Origin of the sequence: Herbiconiux liangxiaofengii (genome assembly GCF_041927335.1) — a bacterium.
GTDB lineage: Bacteria > Actinomycetota > Actinomycetes > Actinomycetales > Microbacteriaceae > Herbiconiux > Herbiconiux liangxiaofengii.
Genome location: NZ_JBHFHD010000011.1, coordinates 16323 through 37649, shown reverse-complemented (window position 1 = coordinate 37649; position 21327 = coordinate 16323). Strand labels below are relative to the sequence as shown.

Here is a 21327-nt window from a genome sequence, read left to right as displayed (position 1 = left end):
GTCCGGGCTCGCCGCTACCTCAGCCCGAGCCGCTCCGCCACGATGCCCATCGCGTCGGCGAACTCCACCTCGGCCCCCGCCGAGGCGCCGCCCGAGAGGTTCACGCCGGCCACACCGTCGACCTCGAGCATCCGTTCGCACAGCTCGGTGACCGCATCCAAGCCCTCCCGGTAGGGGTCGGCAGCGTGCAGGATGCGGTCGAGGAACCCCTCGGGCAGCACCAGCGTGGTGAACGAGCGCAGCAGCCCGGCGCTCCCGCGGTCGATCACCATCGGCACGCACGGGATGAACGCCGGGTTCGCCCCCGCCTCGCGCACCTCCTCGATGAAGCGCCGCACCGGCGCCACCCCGCCGGCGTGGTTCACGAAGCACACCTCGGCCCCGGCCCGCGTCTTCTCGCGCAACCGGGCCGCCCGCTTGTCCAGCGGGGGCGAGGTGGGCGCCTCGGCCACCGACACCAGGTGACCGGATGCGGCGGCGAGCGCCGCCAGCTCGGTCGAGTCGAGATCGAACACGGGCTGCGCGTCGGGCCGGCCCCCGGTACCGGTGTGGTCTCCGGTCACGCAGTGCACGCCCGCCACCCCCACGGCGGCGAGGCCGGCGAGTTCGCCCTCGAGGGCGACGCGGTTGCGGTCGCGGCAGTTCAGGCCGGTCCACACGGGAACGCCGGCCTGCTGGATGAGGTGCGCCCGGTAGCTCGGCGCGAACTGCACGCGGCTGCGCCCTGAGTCGCCGGCGAGGGTGGCGTCGACCCGGCCCGCGAGCGCCTCCGCGCAGTCGGCCAGCGAGATGCGATCCACCGAGCGGCCCGGGAAGTCGGCGACCACGATCGGGCGGGTGGCCATCAGGCGGCGCATCTCGGCGGCGGCGGGCAACGGATGCGGCGGGGAGTGCTTCTTCGAGCGGGCCTTCGGCTCGTCGGGCGACCCCACCACCCCGTGCCAGCGCACGGTGGGCGCGTCGACGAACACGCAGCGGAACTCCCCCACCTCGCACGTTCCGTCGAAGTCGACGCCGCCGCACGGCCCGTACTCCATGTGCTTCGGGCACGCGGCGCGCTCGTCGGGAGTCACCAGGCTCATGCCGTCATGCTAGCCGTCTAGGCTTGAGCCCCGAGCACGCCAGAACGTCCCGAGGAGCCGCATGTCCGAGCCCTACGACCTCGTCGTCCGATCCCGAGCAGTGTTCGTCGACGGGGTCTTCGCCCCGGCCGCCGTTGCGGTGCGCCACGGCGTCGTCGCGGCCATCGCGGAGTACGACGAGGAGCTCCCGGCGCACCAGACCGTCACCCTGCCCGAGGACGAGGTGCTCATCCCGGGCATCGTCGACACCCATGTGCACGTGAACGAGCCGGGCCGCACCGAATGGGAGGGCTTCAGCACCGCAACCCGGGCGGCGGCGGCCGGCGGCGTGACGACCGTCGTCGACATGCCGCTGAACAGCATCCCGCCCACCACCACCGTCGAGGGCCTGGCCGTGAAGCGCGAGGCCGCGGCACCGCAGGCGAGCGTCGACGTGGGGTTCTGGGGCGGCGCCATCCCGTCGAGCCTCGGCTCGCTCGAGCCGCTCTGGAACGAGGGCGTGTTCGGCTTCAAGGCGTTCCTCGCGCCGTCGGGCGTCGACGAGTTCCCGCACCTGTCGACCGATCAGCTGCACGCCGCGCTGGCCGAGATCGCGGGCTTCGGGGGGCTGCTGATCGTGCACGCCGAAGACCCGGATGCGCTGGAACGGGCATCCGGTGCCGTCTCCGAGAGCGGCCACGCACCCGTGACCCACCCGGATGGCCGCGACTACGGCGCCTTCGTCGCCTCGCGCCCCGACGAGGCCGAGCAGGATGCGATCGCCCACGTCATCGAGGGCGTGCGGCGCACCGGGTCGCGCGCCCACATCCTGCACCTGTCCAGCGCCCGGGCGCTCGACGCCATCCGCGCCGCGAAGGCCGAGGGCCTGCCGCTCACGGTGGAGACCTGCCCGCACTATCTCGCCTTCGCGGCCGAGCAGATCCCCGACGGCGCCACGCAGTTCAAGTGCTGCCCACCCATCCGCGACGAGGCCAACCGCGACCTGCTCTGGGCCGCGCTGCTGGACGGCACCATCGACCTCATCGCGAGCGACCACTCCCCCTCGACGGCCGAGCTCAAGTTCGCCGGCGACGGCGACTTCCAGGAGGCCTGGGGCGGCATATCGGGCCTGCAGCTGTCGTTCCCGGCGGTGTGGACGGCGGCCAGGGAACGCGGCATCCCGCTCGAGCGCGTGCTCGGCTGGATGAGCACGAACACCGCCGCCTTCGTGGGCCTGGACTCGAAGGGCGCGATCGCGGCGGGCCGCGACGCCGACCTGGTGGCGTTCGCGCCCGAGGATTCGTTCGCCGTGGAGGCGGCCGCGCTCCGCCACCGCAACCCGGTGTCGGCCTACGACGGCGCCACGATCCACGGCGTCGTGCGCACCACCTGGCTCGGCGGACGCGTGGTGCACCAGACGGTGCCCGGAGATCTCGACGACGCGGGCACCCGCACCCCCCTGGGCTCGCTGCTGGTGCGGCCCGGGGCCGGTTCCACCGACTGAGCCGTCACGTAAATTGGACGTAAATTCCGGGGCCGGCCCCGCGCATCCGTCGTTCTGCCCCGCTCGCTGACGAGAGACTGGAGGCGCGCGAACCCGATCGACGCCGCGCAGTGAGCAGGAGACCATGACCATCGTCCTCGGAGAGCACCAGTACGGCAAGGCCGAGAACCGCATCGTGCGCATCTACCGCGACAGCCCGCGGCACGAGATCCACGACGTCAACGTCTCCACGGCGCTCCGGGGCGGGTTCGACCCGGCGCACCTCACCGGTGACCAGGGAGCCGTGCTGCCCACCGACACGCAGAAGCAGACCGCGTACGCCTACGCGAAGGAGAAGGGGCTGACGAGCATCGAGCCCTACGGCCTCACGCTCGCGCAGCACTTCGTCGACGACGTGGAGCCCGTCACCGGCGCCCGCATCGAGATCGAGGAGTACTCCTGGGAGCGCGCCGTCGTCGACGGCGTCGAGCACGACCACACGTTCGTGCGGAAGGGCCAGGAGGTGCGCACCGCGGCCATCACCGTCGAGGGCACCGGTCCCGCGCAGCAGACGTACGTGATCGGCGGCTTCAAAGACCTGGTGCTGCTGAAGACCACCGGGTCGGAGTTCCACGGCTTCCTGCAGGACCCGTACACCGTGCTCGAGCCCACCAGCGACCGCATCATGGCCACATCGCTCGTGGCCAAGTGGCGCTTCGTCTCCTCCGAGGTCGGAGACCCGGCGGCCTTCGATTGGGAGGGCGTGTACGTGGGCGTCAAGCAGACCATGATCGAGGTCTTCGCGTCGCTGCACTCGCTCGCGCTGCAGCAGACCCTGTACGAGATGGGCAAGGCCGTGCTCGAGCGGTACCCGTTCCTCGCCGAGATCCGGATGTCGGCACCCAACAAGCACCACTTCCTCTACGACCTCGCGCCGTTCGGTCTCACGAACGACAACGAGGTGTTCAACGCCGACGACCGGCCCTACGGGCTCATCCAGGCCTCGGTGCTGCGCGACGACGCTCCGCCGGCCGGCCCGGCCTGGACCATCGCCGGCGGGTTCGCGTAGCGGCTTCGCGCGGCGGCTTGGCGCAGCGGCGGCGCCTCTGGGCTTCGCCCGCCGCGCCCGCCATCAGCTGCCGCGGTAGGTGGAGTACGCGAAGGGGCTGAGCAGCAGGGGCACGTGGTAGTGCGCGTCGGCGTCGGCGAGGTCGAAGGTGATCTGCACCTCGGGGTAGAACGTGTCCACCTGCTGGGCGGCCCAGTACGCGCCGGTGTCGAAACCCACGCGGTAGAGGCCGGGGCGCAGCGAGACCGGGCCGAGTGCGGTGACGCGGCCGTCCGCATCCGTCGTCGCGTCGCCGATCGGGTGCCACTCGCCCGCCTCATGCTGTTCGAGGGTGACGTGCACGCCCGCCGCCGGGCGGCCGAGGGTGCTGTCGAGCACGTGGCTCGTGACGTGGCTGCGTTCGCTCATCGTTCTCTCCAAAGTGTTCTCGCCCCCTCGAAGACCGGTTCCGTCACTTTTGGCCCCAAAACGGCCTTCTTGGGGCCAAAAGTGACGGATCTGGTCTGCAAGGGATCGGGGGTCAGTCGGCAACAGGATCGGGCGGGTAGAGGCTCACGAGGCGCAGCATCGTGATGTCATGCAGCTCGGAGGCGACCGTCGCAGCCTCCGTGGCGTAGTCGAGCAGCAGCCGTCGCCGCAGCTCCTCAAGGATCTCGGCCCGCCCCCGCCCGGCCGCCCGGATGAGGAACACGCGGTCGAAACGCCGCTCGTACTCGGCGTTGCCCTCGGCGATGGCGTCGGCGAGCGCGGCGTCCGAGGCGTCGGCGGCCGACTGCTCCGAGCGGCTGAAGCGCTCTGCCGCACCGTCGCCCGCCGCCCGCTCCCCGATGCGGGGATGATGCGCGAGTGCGGCATCGACCTCGGCAGGGCTGAGCGACCCGGCAACGGCGTCGGCCACGGCGAGCAGTTCGTCATGCGATCCGTACGGCGCCCGCGCGGCCACCTCGTCGACGAAGCGCTGCACCCCGAGGCACGACCACAGCGCCCCGCGGAACTCTTCACTGTCGACAGGCTCTGGCGCGACGCTCATCCCGCCAGCCTACCGACGCTCGCCGCCCAGCCCCGCCCGCCCCGCGCCCATGCACACGGACGGCACCCCGGCACACCGGCACACCGGCATCCCGGCATCCCGCCCCACCTACGATGAACGCATGCCCCAGCCACCCGCGCCGCACACCGTCGGGGTGCTGCTCGCGGCCGGCGCCGGCCGACGGATGGGCCGGCCCAAAGCGCTCGTCGTAGGCACCGACGGCGAGCCGTGGATCGTGCGGGGCACCCGCGTGCTGCTCGCGGGCGGCTGCGACGAGGTGCTCGTGGTGCTCGGCGCGTCGGCGGCCGAGGCGCGTGAGCTGCTGACAACGGGTGGCCTCGGCGAGCGCGTGCGGGCGACGGATGCACGCCGCTGGGCCGAGGGACTCAGCGCCTCCCTGTCGCACGGTGTCGCCGCCGCCCACGAGGCCGGCGCCGAGGTCGCGCTCATCACGCTCGTCGACCTGCCCGATCTCACGCCGGACGCCGTGCAACGCCTCCTCGCCGGCGCCGGCCCCGCCACCCTCGCGCAGGCGTTCTACGACGGCCGCCCGTCGCATCCGGTGGCCATCGGTCGCGACCACCTGCTGTCCCTGCGCGACGCGCTCACCCGGCCGCCGGCATCCGACCGCGGAGCCCGCCCCTACCTCGTGGCGCACGGCGCCGCCGAGATCGACTGCACCGACCTCGGCGGCGGCACCGACGTCGACCGCCCGACCGGGCCCCACCCGCACAGCTCCCTGGCAACGGGAAGGAACCGTCCCGCGCCCGGGTTGACCCCCACATGACAGCAACAGGACTCACCACCATCGGTTTCATCGGCTCGGGCAACATCGGCGGGCAGCTCGCGCGGCTCGCGGTGGCGCACGGGTACAACGTCGTGCTCAGCAACTCGCGCGGGCCCGAGACGCTCGACGGCCTCGTCGCCGAGCTGGGCCCGCAGGCCAGTGCCGGCACTCCCGCCGAAGCGGCGGCGGCGGGCGACATCGTCGTGGTGACGGTAACCCTCAAGGCCTATCGCGCCGTTCCCGTCGAGCCCCTCGCCGGCAAGCTCGTCATCGACACCAACAACTACTACTTCGAGCGAGACGGCCACATCATCGAGCTCGACGACGAGAAGACCACCGTCTCCGAGCTGCTGCAGCAGCACCTCCCCACCTCGACGGTCGTCAAGGCGTTCAACAACATCATGGCCGCCGACCTCACCACCGACGGCGCCCCGGCCGGCGCTCCCGACCGCCGGGCCCTGCCGATCGCGGGTGACGACGCCGACGCCAAGGCACTCGTCACCACCCTGCTCGACGAGTTCGGCTTCGACGCGGTCGACGCCGGCCCTCTCGCCGACAGCTGGCGCTTCGAGCGCGACCGCCCGGCCTACGTGGTGCGGATGACGGCCACCGAGGTCCCCGTCAAGCTCGCCGCCGCCGGCACGCGCCCCTAGAGCCCACCGCCGGCCGGCCCTGGGTAGAGATTGCTCAGGGCTGGTCGGCGTTGATGCAGCCTAGGGTCGTCTGGCGTGACGCCGGTCACGTTCCGTCAGCGAGAGAGACGAGGCCGCATGCGCGCCCAGACGACGATGCCCCTCCGAACGCCGCGTGCCGCGGCCGCCCGGCTCGCCCCACCCACCGTCGCCGTGGCCATCGCAACCGCGCTCCTCACCGGCGCGGCGCCCGCGGCGCACGCCGAGATGACCGACCCGCCGATCCAGGCCAACGTCGACTGGATCCCCGAGCCGCAGGTGAGCTTCAACGTCGTCGGCGGCATCCCCGCCGGCCTCCAGGGAACCTGGCAGCTCGACCGCATCGACGACACCGGGTTCGCCTACGCCCCGATCAGGCCCGGCGGCTTCGTCTCCCAAGGCCCGGTCGACGCCTTCAACGACTACAAGGGCGGCGGCTGCTACGCCTCCGGCTTCGTCATCCGCTGCCCCAACTGACGCCGCCCCAACTGACGCGCCCGAAGGGACGAGTCGCGGGGGCCGGACAGGTCAGATGCCCGGCGCCGACTGCTCGAGCTCGCCGAAGGCGTCGTACAGATTGTTGATCGCCGCGATGCGGGTGCGGCTGTCACGGGTGCGCGCCGCGAGCACGTTCGAGGCCAGCACGTTCGCGAGGCTCATCGCGCTGGCGTAGCTGTCCAGTGGCGACACGCTGTCGATCGGGCACTCGATCCACACGGTCGCGAACTCCGCGTACCGCCGGGCCGAGGGGTCGCCGATCAGGATGACGGGCACTCCGCGTGCGGCCAGTCCCGCCACCAGCCGCGCGAACCCGGCGGGCCGCCGTCGGAAACCCACCACCACGGCCACGTCACGCGCATCCCGCTCGGCGAACTCCTCCCCGAGCGTCTGGCCGGGCAGCGGCGCCAGCAGCACCCCGTCGCGGGCCTGCGCGAGCTGCTCGCGCAGGTGCACCGCGATGGCGTAGCTGTTGCGCAGCCCCACCACGGTGACGGTGCGGCTGCGCACGATCAGCGACGTCGCCTGCTCGAGCCGAGCCGGCCCGAGCGCGTCGAGGCAGCGGCGGAGGTTCTCGACCTCGCGCACCAGATGAGCCGACAGGTCGGCTGACGCTCCGGGCGTCGCCCCGCCCACCGGAACCCCCGACGACCGCAGCGACCGCGCGTGTTCCCGCACCTCCTGCGCGTTCTCGAACCCGAGGCGTCGGAACAACCGCGACACCGTCGCCTTCGACACCCCGCTGCGCTGCGCCAGCTCGGTTCCCGAGTACACGGCGAGGTCGCTGATGTGGTCGAGGATGAAGTCGGCCGCCCGCTGCTCCTGCGGCGACAGCTCGCCGTAGCTGCGGTCGATCCGCTGCCCGATGTTCATGGTCTCCGCGCGCATCCGTCGTCTCGCTCTCGGGTGCCTACAGAGAGGCCGACGCCGACTCGGACGACTCCGCCACCGCCAGCACCGCCCGCTCGAAGGCGTCGATGGTGGCGGCGACGTCGTCCTCGGTCACGAACTCGGCCGGGTTGTGGCTCACACCGCCCTCGCAGCGCACGAACAGCATCCCGATCTCGGTGATCGCGGCCACGGCCATGGCGTCGTGCCCGGCCTTGGAGAACAGCGACATCGGCCGCCGGTCGCCCGTCGAACGGATGCCCTCGCCGATCGCCGCGCGCAGGCGGGCGCTGCACTCCGCCGCCGGCGCCGAGTGCGTCTCGACGCTCTGCCACGACAGGCGCCGCTGACGGCAGACCTCGGTGAGCATCTCCTGGATGAGCCCCCAGACCCGATCGCGCTCGCTGTCGTACTCGCCGCGCAGATCGAGGCTGAACTCCACCTCGCCCGGAATCACGTTCACCGCCCCCGGGAACACCTCGAGATGCCCCACGGTCGCGATCAGCTGCGCCGCCCGCGCGATGCGCTCGATGGCCACGATCGCCTCGGCGGCGCCCGCCAGCGCATCCCGCCGCCGCTCGTAGGGTGTGCCGGAGTGCCCGGCGCGACCGGTGACGGTGACGAGGAAGCGGCGCGCCCCTGCGATCGACGACACGATGCCGAGCGCCTTGTCCTCGTCTTCGAGGTAGGGGCCCTGCTCGATGTGGGCCTCGAGGTAGCCCACGAACTCCTCGGGCCGGCGGGCGGCATCCTGAACCCTGGCCGGGTCGAGCCCGAAGTCGAGGAAGGCCTGGTGCAGGCTCACGCCCTGCTCGTCGAGCAGCTCCCACCAGGCCGGGTCGAAGGTGCCGGCGAACGCGCGCGAACCGATCAGGGCTCGCCCGAAACGCGTGCCCTCCTCGTCGGCGAACGCCACCACCTCGAGCGCGAACGGCAGTTCACGGCCCGACGAACGGATGCGCTGCACCACCGCGATGGCCGTCAGCACGCCGAGGATGCCGTCGTACTTGCCGGCCGAGGGCACGGTGTCGAGGTGCGAGCCCAGCAGCAGCGCCGGGAGCCCCGCCGACGCTCCCTCGAGCCGGCCGCACTGGTTGCCGGCGGAATCCTGCCACGTGGTCATCCCGGCCTCCTCCATCCAGCGCGCGGCGATGGCGTTCACCTCGGCGTGCTCGCGGGAGAGGTTCACGCGCTCGATCAGGCCGGCGGGCAGCGAGGAGTGGGTGGCGAGCAGGTCGCAGCGCTCGAGCACGGCGGCGGCCGTGGTGCTCTCGGGAACGCCCGTCACGCGGAGGCCCCCACCCCGTACACCTCGTAGGCCGCCTCGACCGCGGCGCCCGCCGACGGGCCCGCGCCGTGCCGCCGCAGCACCTGCTCGAGCGAGGCGAGCGTGGTGAGCACCGCATCCTTCCGCGCGTTGTAGCCCATGGTGCCGATGCGCCACACTTTTCCGTGCAGCGGCCCGAACGAGGTGCCGATCTCGATGCCGAAGTCCTCCAGCATCTCACCGCGCACCGCGTCGCCCACGACCCCCTCGGGGATCTTCACGGCCACCACGTTGTTCATCTTCGCCGCCGGGTCGCCGAACACCTCGAGGCCGAGGCCCCGCACGCCGGCGAGCATCGCTGCGCCGTGCAGCCGGTGCCGCTCGATGGTCGCGTCGAGCCCCTCCTCCACGATGATGCGGGCGCACTCCCGTGCTCCGTAGAGCATCGTGGTGGCCTCGGTGTGGTGGTTGAGGCGTTTCTCGCCCCAGTAGTCGAAGATCATCGCGAGGTCGAAATAGTTCGACCGGATGCGCGTGGTGCGGATCTCGTCGGCACTGCCCGCGATGCCCGCCTCGATGCTCTTGCGCGCCACGATGCGCTCCACCGCCCGCGGCGAGAACGTGGCGGGCGCCGAGCCGGACGGCCCACCCAGGCATTTCTGGAGGCCGGCGGTGACCGCGTCCAGGCCCAGCGCATCCGCGTCGAAGGCATTGCCCGCGAGCGAGGCCGTGACGTCGGTGTAGAAGAGCACGCCGTGCTTCTCGCAGAGGGCGCCGAGCCCCTCGAGCGGCTGGGCGAGCGTGGTGCTGGTGTCGCCGTGCACCACGGCGAGCAGCGCCGGCTTCACGCGCACGATGGCCTCGGCGATCTCGGCCTCGGTGAACACCGTGCCCCACTCGCGCTCGATCACGTGCACCTCGGCGCCCGCGCGTTCCGCGATCTCGCGCAGCAGGTGGCCGAATCGCCCGAACACGGGCACGAGCACCCGGTCGCCCGGCGTGATGAGCGACACCAGTGCCGCCTCGATGCCGGCCCGAGAGGTGCCGTCGACGAGCACCGTCTGCTCGTTCTCGGTGCGGAACACCTCACGGTAGAGCGCCATGGTCTCGTTCATGTAGGCCGTCATGGCCGGGTCGTACTGGCCAACGAGCTGGGCCGACATGGCGCGCAGCACGCGCGGGTCGGCGTTGATGGGCCCGGGGCCCATGAGCAGGCGCGGCGGCGGATTGATCGGCAGGGTGCTCACGTGGGCTCCTCGAAAAGTCTGTTTCGTCGCCCCCAGTCTACGAAACGTACGTTTCAGCCGTGTTTCAGGCGCTATGCCTATCTGATGTTTACTCACCTTCGCGTGGCGGTCTCGCTGATGGTCGGATCGCTTGTGATCGGGACCGCGGTGTTCTGGTCTCCCGCTCCCTCCGCAGAAGCGCTCACCATCGACTGCAGCTACTCCCCGGGTCTGGCGGCCTGGGTGGGGACGGGTGCAGCGGAGGGACTGGTCTGCGCCGAGTACCGGGTGCCGGGGAGTGGCCCGCGACCCCTGCCACCACCGGGAACCTCCGACGGAGGGGGTTCCGGAATCATCTGTCCTGTGCTGACCGACGCCATCCCGAGCGGTTTCTTCGCGGCAGTGCAGGAGCACGACAGCCATCGCACCGGGCCAGACGAAAACGCTCATCTACACCGTTCAAGCCACCTCTCGGGCAGCGCCTGATGCCAGCCTGGCGATCTCGGTGCTGAGTCTCGGCATGCAGGATGTCGTCCTGGATCCCGGACGATCCCCGGTCAGACGGTTCTCGTCCGTTACCGACATCCACACGGTGGGCAGGCCGGCCGCGACGACCGTGAGTCTGCCTCCGACGAGTCCTCGCTGCGCTACCGACGCCGCGGGTGATCCCGCCGACGACGCCAAGGTGACGCAGATGGTCGTCGCCGGTGAGTCGACGAAGCTGGACCGATACTGCGTGAACGAGATGGGCTACCCGATGTCGGCATCAACCGATCAGGGAAGCCTCACGATGGACGCGTACGGCTGGGTCACCTTCGCGCCCGATCCGAGCCTCCGCGGATCGGCATCGGTGTCGGTCCGCGCGACGAATCCGACGACCGGGGTGCGAAGCGATCCGACAACCATCGAGGTGACGGTCGTCGGCCCGCCAGAGGCCCGGCCGGACGCGTACCTCGTTCGCCCCGGCATACTCCTCGACGCTCACCCTGGGCTTCTGGAGAACGATGTGGTGCCTGCCACCGGCGGCTGGATGATCCAGCAAGGACTGACCCCTCCTGCTCACGGAACCCTGGATCTGGACACGGTCACCGGCCAGTTCACCTACCGGCCGGACAGCGGGTTCGCGGGCACCGACTCGTTCCGATACAGGCTCTCCGGCCCAGCAGGAGTCGTCTCCGAGTCCACAACCGTGACGTTCACCGTTCGCGCGGACTGACCGGTCGGCCGGTAGTCGGTTCAGAGCGGAGGAGAATCGGCGCGTCGAGGCGAATAGAGCCTCATCGACGCCATTCTCCTCCGTTGTGAACGTCACACCGAGGCGGCCAACTCGATCAGCGCCAGATCCGACCCGCGCGGCCCCACGAAGCACAGCCCGAGCGGCGCGAGCCCGCCCGCCGTGGGTACCGCGAGCAGCGGCGCCGACACCGCCGGGTACCCTCCGGCACCGGCCACCGCCGTCATGCGCAGCGTGGCCGCCCGCACGGCGCCCAGCTCGGCGGCCGACGCGTTCAGCGGGGGCGCCGCCGACGACGCCGAGGGCAGCAGCAGCACGCGTCCGCCGAGGGCGGCGTCGAAGCGTTTGCGCGCCTTGCGCAGCACCTTCCGCCCCGCCGCCTCCTGCTCGCCGGTGACGGCCGCGGCGATCGCGAAGCGCTCGGCCACGTCGGCTCCGAGCGCGTCGGGGTGGGCGGTCACCCACTCCCCGTCCGACCTCCACGCCTCGGCACCCTGCACCGCCCGGAAGGCCGCGAACACCTCGTCGAGCCCGCCCAGCTCGACCCGGTCTATGCCCCCGAGCGCGGCCTCCCCGGCGCCGACGAACTCGTCGAACGCCTGCACGACGTCGGCGTCGCAGCCCTCCAGGAGTTCCGGCGCCACCACGAACCGGGGCTCGAGGCGCGCGGTGACGTCGACCGGAGTCTCCCCCGGCGCTCCGGCGAACGACACCGTCGCCGCGGCCCGCAGCGTGGCCGCCGAGCGCGCGAGCCACCCGATGGTGTCGAACGTGGGCGCCAACGGCAGCAGCCCCCTGGTGCTCACCGCGCCGTGCGACGTGCGGATGCCCCACAGCCCCTGGTACGACGCCGGCACCCTGATCGATCCCGCCGTGTCGGTGGCCAGCCCGATGCTCGCCTGCCCCAGCGCGACCGCCGCCGCCGGCCCGCTGGACGAGCCTCCCGGCAGCGCTCCGGGCATGGCCGGGTTCGGCGGGGTGCCGTAGTGCCGGTTGCGGCCCGCGATGCTGTACGCGAACTCGTCGGTTTGCGCGATGCCCTGTACGGCGGCTCCGGCGGCCCGCAGGGCGGCCACGGCGTCGGCGTCGGCGGTGGCGACGGATGCGCCCGCCAGATACTCCGGATTCCCGGCCCCGACAGCGAATCCCGCCACCTCGAACAGGTCTTTCACCGCCACGGTCATCCCCGCGAGAGGCCGCGCCACAGCCTCAGCCCCCGCCCCCGCATCGGCGGCCACCCCCGGCTCAGCCCCCGCCCCCGGCTCGGCAGCCGGCGAAGCCGCCACCAACGGCGCCCCCACCACCCGCCACACCGCCCGGTTGATCGCCGGCGCCGCCCCCGTGACATGGGCAGCCCCGATCACCCACCGGCCGTCGACCCGCTGCCACAGCTGGGTCTGCAGCCCGCTGCCACCGGCCGCGAACTCGCTCACCGACACGACCAGGGCCGCATCCGGTGACACCACCCGCACGTGCACCGCGGTGATCGCCCGCCGCGCCACCCCGCCGCGCAGCCCCCGGAACGCCGAGATGCGCGCGTGCCCCACGAGGAGGCCACCGGCGTCGCCGCGCAGGGTCGCGTCGCCGGGAGCGAAGGAGTCGTCGAGCACGTCGAGGTCGTTGGTCATCAGCGCGGCCTCGTAGGCCCGGAACGCCGCGAGCAGCGCCTCGAGCTCCCCGGCCGGCAGCTCCCCCTGGAGCGTGGTCGCCTCGGGCCCCGCCGCATGCCTAGCCACGAGTCGCCACCCCCGCGAAGTCGCTCAGCCGCACCCGGGCGTGCACGCCCTTGACGATGTCGACCACCTGCGAGATGTCGAAGTCGGTGGCCGCGCTGAGGTAGGCGTAGGCGAGTGCCCGGTCCATCCCGTAGCGCGCCTCGAGCAGCCCGAGCGCGGCGCGCACGCAGTTCTGCACCGCCACGTCGAGATCCTCGTCCATCCCCGTCGGCACCAGGAACTCGCTCGTCTCCGCCAGGGGCCCGGCCAGCTGCCCGAACGCCACCACCGCCTCATCCTGCGGCACGAGGTCGAACCGGATGGTGACCCGCAGCGACGCCTCCATCGCGGTCAGCGCCACCTCGCCGTCACCCTGGGCGAAGTGCGGATCGCCCACGTAGGCGAGCGCGCCGGGCACCTGCACGGGCAGGTAGAGCGACGACCCCACGGTGAGCAGGTTGATGTCGATGTTGCCGCCGTGCGCCCCCGGCGGCACCGAGTGCGGCCGTTCGTCGCCGGCCACCGCCACGCCCATGATGCCGAGGAACGGCCTGAGCGGAAACCGTACCGAGCGCTCCCCGCCCGGCACCAGCGGCAGCGTGCCCCACTCCGACCCGTCGAGCGCGTGCTGCAGCTCGGCGAACACGCTCACGGTTCCCTCCGACGCGGGCATCTCGCCCGGCAGCGCCCCGCGGCCGTGCCGGTTCGAGATCACCCCGTACGGCACCCGGGGGCTCGTCTGAAGCACCGTCATCTTCAGCAGGTCACCCGGCTTCGCGCCCCGGATGCCGATGGGCCCCGTGATCACGTGCGGTCCGTCGGCGGGCGAACGCGGGTAGGCGGATCCGGCCAGGCCCACCGCGTCGTCGAGAACGAACGAGCGGTCGACGCCGTGCGCCGCGAAGAACGCGATCGGGTCGCGGCCCTGGTCCTCCAGCAGGCCCTCGTGGCTCAGGGTGTCGATGGTCACGTCGGTGCCCGGGTCGATCTCGAGCACGGCACGGTCGGTGGCGCAGGGCAGCCGGCCCCAGAGCACGGTGTCCAGGCTCGCGGGGAGGTACTCGGTGGCGCGGATCGCGCCCGCGCCCGGTTGAAGGGCCGCCGTCATCGACATGCGCATCCGTTCTCGTGCCCGGCGGATGGAGCGCGCCGGTGCCTCCGGGGCGGCCTCCGACCACCCGAGGCTATCGCCGTTTGCGAGCCGCTTCCGGAAGCGGCTACCGTTTCAGAGCATTGTTAGCACGACCGAAACCGGCTTTTACACCGGCGAAACGTGCGCCCGGCCGGCGTGGAACGCGGCCGGCCCTCCACCACCGCGACCGACGGGATCATCCGTGCTCAAGAGACTCCGCACCCAGCCCGACCGGCTGCACCTCGGGCTGATGCTCGCCCTCACGTTCTCGACGGGCGTGGTCGACGCGATCGGGTACCTCGGGCTCGACAAGGTGTTCGCGGGAAACATGACGGGCAACGTGGTGATCCTGGGCATGGCGCTCGCGGGTGCTCCCGGCCTCCCCTGGATCGGTCCGCTGATCGCGCTGTTCGCCTTCATGGCCGGTGCCGTGGTGGGCGGCCGGGTGCTCCGGCCGGTGAAGTCGGGCTGGACGACCCGCACCACGTGGCTCATCACCGTCGTGGGGCTCATGCTCACGGGGCTCGCCATCACCCTCTTCGTGCTCGACGGCGCACCCCCTCAGCCCTGGGAGTACCTCATCACGACCTTCCTGGCCATGGCGATGGGTCTGCAGGCGGCGACGGCCCGCCACATCGGCGTGAAAGACGTCACGACCGTGGTGGTCACCTCCACCATCACCGGGTTCGCGGCCGACTCACGGCTCGCGGGCGGCAAGGGCCAGCCGTGGTTCCGCCGGGCAGCCGCCATCGTGCTCATCGCGGCCGGCGCCGGCGTCGGCGCCCTGCTCCTGCTGCTGCACATCGGCTGGGGGCTCGCGGCCGCCGCCGCGGTCACGGTGGTGGTGGCCGTCATCGGTCACATCACCGCTCACGTGAAGCACACCCAGGCCGAGAAGGCCGCGGAGGCGGATCTGGCGCCGAACGCCTGACGCCTAAGGCACGTCGGGCCGGGCGCGGGCGGGGCGCTGGCAGCGCGGGCACAGGTGTGACGAGCGGTTCATGAACTGCTCGCGCACGATCGGGGTGCCGCAGCGAGGGCACGGCTTTCCTTGCTGCCCGTAGGCGTTCAGGCTGTGCGAGAAGTAGCCCGAAGCGCCGTTGACGTTCACGTACTGGGCGTCGAAGCTCGTGCCGCCCTCGGCCAGCGCCTTCTCCAGCACCAGTCGCACCTCGGCGAGCAGTTCGCGCGCACGCGCACGCGGCAGCCGGTCGGCGGGATGCTCGTAGTGCAGCCGAGCCGCCCACAACGACTCGTCGGCGTAGATGTTGCCGATGCCCGAGATGAGGGTCTGATCGAGCAGTGCCCGCTTGATGCCGGTGCGCTTGCGGGCCAGAGCGGCGAGGAAGGCGCGCTCGTCGAACGCGGGGTCGAGCGGGTCGCGCGCGATGTGCGCCACCTGCCCGGGCACGAACGCGGCGGAGTCACCCAGCGAACCGGCGCCCGCGAACCCCGAGTACCCCCCGGCCCGGCCGTCACCGGTCGGCACCAGCCGGTCGACCGCCATCGACCCGAAGATGCGCTGGTCGACGAAGTTCACCCAGAACTCGCCGTGCTCCGGATGCTCGATCTGCAGCCGGATGCGCAGCAGCCCCTCCTCCTCGGTGCCGGGCGTGCGCAGCAGCACCTGCCCGCTCATTCCGAGGTGCGCCACGAGCGCCTGGGGCCCGGCAGCCGCGACGGCGGGGGCTGCCGAGAGCGGAAACCAGAGGAACTTGCCTCGCCGCACGGCGGCGAGCATCCGTCGCCCCTCCAGCAGTGCGTCGAATCGACCCTCGAGCGGGCTGTGCCGTTTCAGTGAGCGTTCGTCGAACACCTCGACGCCCGTGATGAGGGCACCGCTGACCGCGGGTTGGAGGCCGGCGCGCACCACCTCGACCTCGGGCAGCTCCGGCACGTCAGCCCTGCGGGCCGAGCAGCGCGAAGGCCGCAGCGGCGGCCACCGACTCGGCCTGCTTCTTGCTCGAGCCCTCTCCGCCGGCCGAGACCGGCCCGCGGCGCACCGCCGCCTTGCTCACGGGCGCGAGCGTGACGGTGGCACGGAACGACTTCTGGTGATCGGGGCCCGACTCCTCGATCACGTAGACCGGGGCCTCGTAGCCGTGCTGCACTGCACGTTCCTGGAGCGAGGTCTTCGGGTCCATCGAGATGCCGAACCGGGTGGGGTCGTTCGCGAGCGGCATCACCAGCCGGAGCACGAGGGCGGTGGCGACATCCGGGCCCTGGTCGAGGTAGGTGGCTCCGATCAGCGCCTCGACCGTGTCGGCCAGGATGGACGCCTTGTCGCGGCCGCCGGTGAGCTCCTCGCCGCGACCGAGCTTGATGTGCTCGCCGAGGCCGATGGTACGGGCGATCTCGGCCAGCGCCACCGTGCTCACGAGCGAGGCGCGGCGCTTGGCGAGCTCTCCCTCGTCGAGCTCGGTGAAGGTGGTGTAGAGCATCACCGTCACGGCCTGGCCGAGGATGGAGTCGCCGAGGAACTCGAGCCGCTCATTGGTGGGGATGCCGCCGTGCTCGTAGGAGTACGAGCGGTGCGTCAACGCCAGGTCGAGCAGAGCGGGGTCGAGTTCGATGTCCAGGCGCGCCAAAAGGTGCGACCGGGCATCTTCAGGATCAGACACCGATCGCACCTTTCAGAGGAGTTCTAAACGTCGGCGACCTTGCGGCCCTTGTACTCCATGAACAGGGCGGTGCCTGCGGAGTCTTCGACGACCTTCGCGCGATGCGGGAGGCTGTAGGTGGTCTTGCCGTTCTCGACGGTCTTGACCAGCGTGGGGATCTCGGCCTTCCACTGCGAGCGACGCGCGCGGGTGTTGGAACGTGACTGTTTCCGCTTCGGAACGGCCATGACTATCTCTCTTCTTCTCTGTCGGCTGCGCTGGTGGGCACAGCTCGGCGGTCGTGGACCAGCTGCTTCGTGGGCCCAGGCCTACTTGTCGTGGGCTGGGGCCTGCTTGGCGTCGGTGTCGGTGTCTTCGGAAGCTGCCAGGCCAGCCAGTGCCGACCATCTCGGATCGAGCACTTCGGGTGCGGTTCGTGCCGGGGTATCGGCCAGACGCTCCCCCGTTACCGGGTCGAGGCCTGGGCAATCCGGCGTGCACACCGGCTGGAACGGAAGTGCCAGCACCACCGTGTCCCTGATCAGAGGTTCGAGATCGACATGGTCGTCGTGAACCTCGTGATCGAAAGCTTCGTCAGAAGAATACGCGAAAAGCTCCTGGAATTCGACTTGGAGTGTTTCGCTGATGTCGCGGAGGCATCGGCCGCACTCGCCCTCGGCCTCGGCGGAGACGTCGGCGGACACCAGGATGCCCTCGTGCACCGACTCCAGACGCACGTCGACATGGAGGTTCTGCCCGGCCGGAACCGAGATGAGGCCCTCGCCCAGCTTCTCGCGCAGAGGGATGTCGAAGGCGTGCTCGCGCATCTCCCCGGGCTTGTGCACGAGATCGCGCACGTTGACCGTGTAAGGGGTCTTCCTGAATGTGCTCACTACGAGATTCTACAAGCGATGCAGGGCCCGGCGGTCAGCGGGCGCCCCCACCCGCCCCCTGGCCTTACGCCCTGGGCGGATTGCGGTGCGCGTTGGCCGCGACGACCGCGGCGGCCTCGGCCCTCAGCGCGTCGATCACCGTGCGCACGGCGAGCCGCTCGGCACGGTCAGGACGGATGAGCGCGAAGATGTGCCGTTCGGCCACGACGCCGCGCAGGTTCTTCAGCACGATCTCGCTCCGGTACGCTCCACCGGCCGTGTAGCACGGCAGAATGGCCACCCCGAGGCCCGCGGCCACGAACGCCTCGGTCACCCGGGTGTCGCCGAAGCGCTGCACCACGTTCATCGGGGTTCCGGCGGCGGCGGAGATGTCCAGGATGGTGCGCTCGAACGGGTATCCCCAGGGCACGCCGATCCAGTTCTCGCCGATCAGGTCCTCGGGGTCGAGCAGCTCCTTGTCGGCCAGGGGGTGTCCGGGCGGCAGGGCGATGTCCAGCGGCTCGGTCATCAGCTTCACGGCGGTGAGCTCGCTCGAGGGCCAGTTGGTGGCCGCGGGCGACGCGGTGTGCGCGAGCACGATGTCGAAGTCGGCGGTGAGCGCCGGGAAGTCGTCGCTCTCGGGGTCGCGGTCGGAGCAGTGCAACGTGAGCCCACCGGTCTCGTCGAGCCGGCGCATCACCCCCGGCAGCAGCATCTGCCCACCGGTCGGGAACGTCGCGAGCGACACCTCCCCCGTCGGGTCGTTGCGGAACTCGTCCCACAGCGCGTTGGCGTGCTCGATGGCCACGGCCACGTCGGCGGCGCTCCTCGCGAGCGCACGCCCCGCATCCGTCAGCACGATGCCGCGGCCGGCCTTCTCGGTCAGCGGCAGCCCCGCCTCGCGCTCGAGCACACGCAGCTGCTGCGACACCGCCGAGGGCGTGCGGTGGGTGGCGCGGGCGACCTCGGTGATGCTCCCGCGCTCGGCGAGTTCGCGCAGCAGTTCGAGCCGTCTCACGTCCATGTAGCGACTCTACAACGCGGATGCGGAACGACCACTCAGACCTAACAGGTCGACCGCCCCCCGGCACGGTTCTCTGCCGAGTTGCGCCAAAGTGCCCCCTGAGACCCGTTCAACGGGCGATTTGGCGCAACTCGGCGAGGGGCCTACTCGAGCTCGGGGAGCTCGGAGAATGCCTGGTCGTAGAGAGCGAGCGCGCGGGTGGCCTCGGCGTCGGTGACCACGCACGGCGGCACCACGTGCAGGCGGTTGTCGGCGGTGAACGGCAGCAGCCCGAGCGAGAGCAGCTTCGCCTTGAGCGCCCCCACACCAGCGGCCGAGAGCGGTGCCCGCGTCTCCGGATCGCTCACCAGGTCGAGCGCCCAGAACACGCCGAGGCCGCGCACCTCACCGATCACGGGGTGCTTCGCCGCCAGCTCGGCGAGCCCCGGGCCCAGGATGTCGCGTCCGATGTGGGCGGCGTTGTCGACGATGCCCTCCGACTCCATCGCGTCGATCGTGGCGACGATGGCGGCCATGGCGAGCGGATGCCCGGAATACGTCAGACCGCCGGGGAACACGGCGTCGTCGAACGTCGCGGCGATGGCCGGGCTGATGATCACGCCGCCGGCCGGCACGTAGCCCGAGTTGACGCCCTTCGCGAAGGTGATCAGGTCGGGCTCGACCACCTGGCCGTCCGCATCCGCCAGCCCCTGGAAGGCGAACCACGAGCCGGTGCGGCCGAACCCGGCCATCACCTCGTCGAAGATCAGCACGATGCCGAAGCGGTCGGCGAGCTCGCGCACTCCGGCGAGATAGCCGGCCGGGGGAACCAGCACGCCGGCGGTACCGGGGATGGTCTCGATCAGGATGGCGGCGATGGAGTTCGCCCCCTCCGACACGATCACGCGCTCGAGGTGCTGCAGCGCGCGGGCCGACTCCTCCTCGGGCGTGGTCGACCAGAAGTCGGAGCGGTAGGCGAAGGGTCCGAAGAAGTGGGCGTGGCCGCGCGCGTACTCGTTGGGCACGCGGCGCCAGTCGCCGGTGGCGACCACCGCGGCGCCGGTGTTGCCGTGGTAGGAGCGGTAGGTCGAGAGCACCTTGTCGCGGCCGGTGTAGAGGCGGGCCATCCGGATCGCGTTCTCGTTCGCATCCGCACCGCCGTTGGTGAAGAACACCTTGCTGAAGCCGGGGCCGGCCTTCTCGAGGATGCGCTGGGCCGCCTGACCGCGGGTGAGGTTGGCGTGGGCGGGTGCCACGGTGGTGAGCACGTCGGCCTGCGCCTTGATGGCCTCGACGACGGCCGGATGCTGGTGCCCGATGTTCGTGTTCACCAGCTGCGACGAGAAGTCGAGGTATTCGGTGCCCTCGAAGTCCCAGACGGTGCTGCCGAGCCCGCCGGCGATCACCATCGGCTTCAGTGCGCCCTGGGCCGACCAGGAGTGGAAGACATGGGCGCGGTCGAGCTCGAGGGCGAGCTGCTGGTCGGCGGGATCGAGGTTCATGGCGGTGCTTTCTTGCTCGTGCGAGGTGGAGAAAACCGGATCCGTCACTTTCCGCCCCATAACCGGCCGGGAAGGGCGGAAAGTGACGGATCCGGGGGGAGGGGCGGGTGGTTACTCGCCGCCCGCTTTGAGGGTCACGTCGATGGGCGTGAAGTCGGTGCCCATCACGTCGACGCCTTCGTCCTTCAGTTCGGTGAGCGCCTTCTCGACGTATTCGTTCGAGAACGCGGTCGCCGGCGGCTCCTTCGAGATGACGGTGGCGCCGGTCTCGTTGGGGGTGTCCATGGCGATCTTCACCGTCTGGTCCCACTGGTCCTGGTTGATGGTGCCGACACCCGAGGTGCTGGGCCAGATCAGCTTGTTGACCTCGTTGGTCATCCAGAGCTGGTGGCTCTCACCGAGCTGCGAGCCCGAGGCGGTCACGATCTTCGCGGCCTCCTCGGCGTTGTCGCGGGCGTAGGCCCAGCCCTTGATGGAGGCCTTGATGAACTTCACCGCGGTGTCGGCGTAGTCGGCGTCGTCGGCCAGGCGGTCGCTGTCGGCCCAGATGGCGTCCTGCAGCATCGCCGTGCCCTCGTCGTTCCAGTCGATGACGTTGAGGTCGTCGGGCGTGAACAGCTCGCCGGTGGCGGGGTTGGTCGACTCGAGAACCTGGGCGTACTCGTTGTACGTCATGGCCTGCGCCGCGTCGATGTCGCCGGCCAGGAAGCCGTTCATGTCGAACTGCTGCTGCACGAGCGAGATGTCGGCGAGCTTCACGCCCGCCTTGTCCATGCCGGCGAACAGCTCCCACTCGTTGCCGTAACCCCAGCTGCCCACGGTCTTGCCCGAGAGGTCGGCGGGGCTGGTGATGTTCTTGTCCTTCATCGACACCTGCGTGGTGCCGCTGCGCTCGAAGATCTGGGCGATGTCGGTCACGGCCGCGCCCTGCTCGATCGAGCCGAGCACCTTCGGCACCCAGGAGATGGCGAAGTCGGCGTCACCGCCGGTGAGCACGTCGATGGGCACGATGTCGGCCGCGCCCTCGAGGATGGTGACGTCGAGGCCCTCGTCTTCGTAGTACCCCTGGTCGAGCGCGGCGTAGTAACCGGCGAACTGGGCCTGCGAGAACCACTGCAACTGCAGCGAGACCGGCGTGAGCTCGCCGTCGGCGGAGTCGGAACTCCCCGTGTCCGACGACCCTCCGCTCGAGCATCCGGTGAGCGCGATGGCTGCGACGGCCAGCGTGGCCACCCCTCCGGCAAGTCGTGAGCGCGTGAAGCGAGTGCTGTGTGTCATGGCTTCCTCCT

The 21327-nt window shown here is 71.1% G+C and carries 22 protein-coding genes; 7 read left to right on the top strand and 15 right to left on the bottom strand.

Features of this window, described 5'->3' with window-relative positions:
• Positions 1-14: 14 nt before the first annotated feature.
• Positions 15-1082 (bottom strand): methylenetetrahydrofolate reductase C-terminal domain-containing protein, encoded by a 1068-nt coding sequence (locus tag ACEXOR_RS12260; protein ID WP_374849935.1) that lies wholly within the window; start codon positions 1080-1082, stop codon positions 15-17.
• Positions 1083-1143: 61 nt separating this feature from the next.
• Between ACEXOR_RS12260 and allB the strand changes: the two genes are divergently transcribed.
• Positions 1144-2565, top strand: coding sequence for an allantoinase AllB (allB, locus tag ACEXOR_RS12255; protein ID WP_374849934.1), 1422 nt, complete (start codon positions 1144-1146; stop codon positions 2563-2565).
• Between the two features lie 124 nt (positions 2566-2689).
• A complete protein-coding gene (gene pucL / locus ACEXOR_RS12250; RefSeq protein ID WP_374849933.1) occupies positions 2690-3613 on the top strand; it encodes a factor-independent urate hydroxylase in 924 nt (307 codons plus the stop codon).
• A gap of 63 nt (positions 3614-3676) precedes the next feature.
• Here the strand turns inward: pucL and uraH are convergent, their stop codons facing one another.
• Complete coding sequence (gene uraH, locus ACEXOR_RS12245; protein WP_374849932.1) at positions 3677-4021, bottom strand: hydroxyisourate hydrolase; 345 nt, start codon at positions 4019-4021, stop codon at positions 3677-3679.
• 112 nt (positions 4022-4133) lie between these two features.
• Entirely contained in the window at positions 4134-4643 is a 510-nt protein-coding gene (locus ACEXOR_RS12240) for a 2-oxo-4-hydroxy-4-carboxy-5-ureidoimidazoline decarboxylase (protein WP_374849931.1), read from the bottom strand.
• A gap of 121 nt (positions 4644-4764) precedes the next feature.
• Here ACEXOR_RS12240 and ACEXOR_RS12235 point away from each other — a divergent pair, with 121 nt between their 5' ends.
• The 3 genes from ACEXOR_RS12235 to ACEXOR_RS12225 all read left to right on the top strand — a co-directional run bounded on the left by ACEXOR_RS12235 (position 4765) and on the right by ACEXOR_RS12225 (position 6578).
• A complete protein-coding gene (locus ACEXOR_RS12235) occupies positions 4765-5430 on the top strand; it encodes a nucleotidyltransferase family protein (protein ID WP_374849930.1) in 666 nt (221 codons plus the stop codon).
• The gene (locus ACEXOR_RS12230) at positions 5427-6083 is read left to right on the top strand and encodes an NADPH-dependent F420 reductase (RefSeq protein WP_374849929.1); all 657 of its coding nucleotides are present in this window, start codon (positions 5427-5429) and stop codon (positions 6081-6083) included. The genes ACEXOR_RS12235 and ACEXOR_RS12230 overlap by 4 nt, the downstream gene beginning before the upstream one ends.
• Positions 6084-6200: 117 nt before the next feature.
• The gene (locus ACEXOR_RS12225; RefSeq protein WP_374849928.1) at positions 6201-6578 is read left to right on the top strand and encodes a hypothetical protein; all 378 of its coding nucleotides are present in this window, start codon (positions 6201-6203) and stop codon (positions 6576-6578) included.
• 51 nt (positions 6579-6629) lie between these two features.
• Here the strand turns inward: ACEXOR_RS12225 and ACEXOR_RS12220 are convergent, their stop codons facing one another.
• Genes ACEXOR_RS12220 through pucG form a run of 3 tightly spaced genes read right to left on the bottom strand, consistent with a single transcriptional unit; the run spans position 6630 to position 10001 of the window.
• On the bottom strand, positions 6630-7487 hold the full coding sequence (locus ACEXOR_RS12220; RefSeq protein WP_374849927.1) for a MurR/RpiR family transcriptional regulator: 858 nt from the start codon (positions 7485-7487) through the stop codon (positions 6630-6632).
• A 22-nt stretch (positions 7488-7509) separates the two neighbouring features.
• Positions 7510-8775, bottom strand: coding sequence for an allantoate amidohydrolase (locus ACEXOR_RS12215; protein ID WP_374849926.1), 1266 nt, complete (start codon positions 8773-8775; stop codon positions 7510-7512).
• Complete coding sequence (gene pucG, locus ACEXOR_RS12210) at positions 8772-10001, bottom strand: (S)-ureidoglycine--glyoxylate transaminase (protein WP_510186030.1); 1230 nt, start codon at positions 9999-10001, stop codon at positions 8772-8774. Before pucG ends, ACEXOR_RS12215 begins: the two co-directional genes overlap by 4 nt.
• 499 nt (positions 10002-10500) lie before the next feature.
• Here pucG and ACEXOR_RS12205 point away from each other — a divergent pair, with 499 nt between their 5' ends.
• A complete protein-coding gene (locus ACEXOR_RS12205) occupies positions 10501-11196 on the top strand; it encodes an Ig-like domain-containing protein (RefSeq protein WP_374849925.1) in 696 nt (231 codons plus the stop codon).
• Positions 11197-11288: 92 nt separating this feature from the next.
• Here the strand turns inward: ACEXOR_RS12205 and ACEXOR_RS12200 are convergent, their stop codons facing one another.
• Together ACEXOR_RS12200 and ACEXOR_RS12195 are read right to left on the bottom strand one after the other, a co-directional pair.
• Positions 11289-12950, bottom strand: a complete 1662-nt coding sequence (locus ACEXOR_RS12200; RefSeq protein ID WP_374849924.1) for an AtzH-like domain-containing protein — start codon at positions 12948-12950, stop codon at positions 11289-11291.
• Positions 12943-14037, bottom strand: coding sequence for an acetamidase/formamidase family protein (locus ACEXOR_RS12195; protein ID WP_374849923.1), 1095 nt, complete (start codon positions 14035-14037; stop codon positions 12943-12945). The genes ACEXOR_RS12200 and ACEXOR_RS12195 overlap by 8 nt, the downstream gene beginning before the upstream one ends.
• Positions 14038-14311: 274 nt before the next feature.
• Here ACEXOR_RS12195 and ACEXOR_RS12190 point away from each other — a divergent pair, with 274 nt between their 5' ends.
• A complete protein-coding gene (locus ACEXOR_RS12190; protein ID WP_374850187.1) occupies positions 14312-14992 on the top strand; it encodes a YoaK family protein in 681 nt (226 codons plus the stop codon).
• A 3-nt stretch (positions 14993-14995) separates the two neighbouring features.
• Here ACEXOR_RS12190 and mutM read toward each other — a convergent pair whose 3' ends face one another.
• The 7 genes from mutM to ACEXOR_RS12155 all read right to left on the bottom strand — a co-directional run bounded on the left by mutM (position 14996) and on the right by ACEXOR_RS12155 (position 21316).
• The gene (gene mutM / locus ACEXOR_RS12185) at positions 14996-15958 is read right to left on the bottom strand and encodes a bifunctional DNA-formamidopyrimidine glycosylase/DNA-(apurinic or apyrimidinic site) lyase (RefSeq protein ID WP_374849922.1); all 963 of its coding nucleotides are present in this window, start codon (positions 15956-15958) and stop codon (positions 14996-14998) included.
• 1 nt (position 15959) lies between these two features.
• A complete protein-coding gene (gene rnc / locus ACEXOR_RS12180) occupies positions 15960-16682 on the bottom strand; it encodes a ribonuclease III (RefSeq protein ID WP_374849921.1) in 723 nt (240 codons plus the stop codon).
• A 23-nt stretch (positions 16683-16705) separates the two neighbouring features.
• Positions 16706-16909 (bottom strand): 50S ribosomal protein L32, encoded by a 204-nt coding sequence (rpmF, locus tag ACEXOR_RS12175; RefSeq protein ID WP_374849920.1) that lies wholly within the window; start codon positions 16907-16909, stop codon positions 16706-16708.
• A gap of 81 nt (positions 16910-16990) precedes the next feature.
• Positions 16991-17488 (bottom strand): YceD family protein, encoded by a 498-nt coding sequence (locus tag ACEXOR_RS12170; RefSeq protein WP_374850185.1) that lies wholly within the window; start codon positions 17486-17488, stop codon positions 16991-16993.
• Positions 17489-17618: 130 nt separating this feature from the next.
• On the bottom strand, positions 17619-18557 hold the full coding sequence (locus ACEXOR_RS12165; protein ID WP_374849919.1) for a LysR family transcriptional regulator: 939 nt from the start codon (positions 18555-18557) through the stop codon (positions 17619-17621).
• A gap of 143 nt (positions 18558-18700) precedes the next feature.
• Positions 18701-20038 (bottom strand): aspartate aminotransferase family protein, encoded by a 1338-nt coding sequence (locus ACEXOR_RS12160; protein WP_374849918.1) that lies wholly within the window; start codon positions 20036-20038, stop codon positions 18701-18703.
• Between the two features lie 111 nt (positions 20039-20149).
• The gene (locus ACEXOR_RS12155; RefSeq protein ID WP_374849917.1) at positions 20150-21316 is read right to left on the bottom strand and encodes an ABC transporter substrate-binding protein; all 1167 of its coding nucleotides are present in this window, start codon (positions 21314-21316) and stop codon (positions 20150-20152) included.
• Between the last annotated feature and the right edge of the window lie 11 nt (positions 21317-21327).